The sequence below is a fragment of the Bacillus sp. JJ1521 genome (genome assembly GCF_036965165.1).
Lineage (GTDB): Bacteria > Bacillota > Bacilli > Bacillales > Bacillaceae_L > Ferdinandcohnia.
In genome coordinates this window covers 1-1,340 of the sequence record NZ_JBALOX010000289.1, presented here as the reverse complement: position 1 = coordinate 1,340, position 1,340 = coordinate 1, and the positions used below count along the sequence as shown (strand labels likewise).

General features: G+C 40.1%; 1 protein-coding gene. It reads left to right on the top strand.

Going from position 1 to position 1,340, the window contains the following annotated elements; genetic code table 11:
• Positions 1 to 64: 64 nt before the first annotated feature.
• Complete coding sequence (gene ald, locus V7147_RS24880) at positions 65 to 1,186, top strand: alanine dehydrogenase (RefSeq protein WP_335370477.1); 1,122 nt, start codon at positions 65 to 67, stop codon at positions 1,184 to 1,186.
• Positions 1,187 to 1,340 lie beyond the last annotated feature (154 nt).

The window sequence follows — 1,340 nt, the reverse complement described above, 5'->3', positions numbered from 1 at the left end:
ATAATAAGGTTTGTAATTTTAAGGAAAAATGATCGTTGATAACAATTAGGGGAGTGTATTTTACATGCGTATTGGTGTACCACGGGAGATTAAGAATAACGAAAATCGGGTTGCAATGACACCGGCTGGTGTTGTAAATCTTGTAAGCTTTGGACATGAAGTATATATAGAAACCAACGCTGGGGGAGGATCTGGTTTTACAGATCAACAATATACCGATGCAGGGGCAACTATTGTGAATACACCAAGTGAAGCATGGTCTATGGAAATGGTTATGAAGGTAAAGGAACCTCTGACAGAGGAGTATCAATATTTCCATGAAGACCTACTCTTATTTACATATTTACATTTAGCAGCAGAGCCTGAATTAACAAAGGCCCTTGTTGAAAAAAAGGTAATCGGACTTGCCTATGAAACAGTTCAATTACCAAACCGTTCCCTTCCGTTGCTAACTCCAATGAGTGAGGTTGCGGGAAGAATGGCAACGCAAATCGGTGCTCAATTTTTAGAAAAACCACATGGTGGTAAAGGTATTTTACTAGCAGGAGTACCCGGAGTACATCGTGGTAAAGTGACGATTATTGGTGGCGGAGTTGCAGGCACAAATGCTGCTAAAATGGCAGTTGGGCTCGGAGCACAAGTGACGGTAATTGATTTAAATCCAGACCGTCTTCGCCAGCTTGATGATATTTTTGGGGCAGATGTGACAACACTAATGTCAAACCCACTAAATATCGCAGAGGCTGTGAAGGAATCAGATCTGGTAATCGGTGCAGTACTCATTCCTGGTGCGAAGGCGCCAAAACTTGTTACGGAAGAAATGATTAAATCAATGGCACCTGGATCTGTAGTCGTGGATATTGCGATTGATCAAGGCGGAATTTTTGAAACCACTGACAGGATTACAACGCATGATAATCCAACATATATCAAGCATGATGTTGTTCACTATGCAGTTGCAAACATGCCTGGAGCTGTTCCGCGCACATCAACCTTTGCATTAACAAATGTAACGGTTCCATATGCATTGACGATTGCAAATAAAGGCTTCAAACAAGCTTGTTTGGAAAATGATGCTTTGTATAAAGGAATCAATACGTTAGATGGATATGTAACCTACAAAGCGGTTGCAGTAGCTCATGGAACTTCCTATTCAGATGCGAAAACACTACTAGAAAATCGATGATATGTAGGGATACCTTTTAGAAAGGTATCCCTTTTTCGTTTTACCGACGTCTCTAATCATTGTCACCATTTTTTACGCATAAAAATAAGATAAAGAAAAAGTTTGAAGTAAGACATTCGTCTACTAAATAGTAAAGGAGGGCAAAGATATGGGT

Bases quoted from the DNA above. Each gene is read 5' to 3' on its own strand.
- ald (WP_335370477.1), top strand. From the start codon at position 65: ATGCGTATTGGTGTACCACGGGAGATTAAGAATAACGAAAATCGGGTT.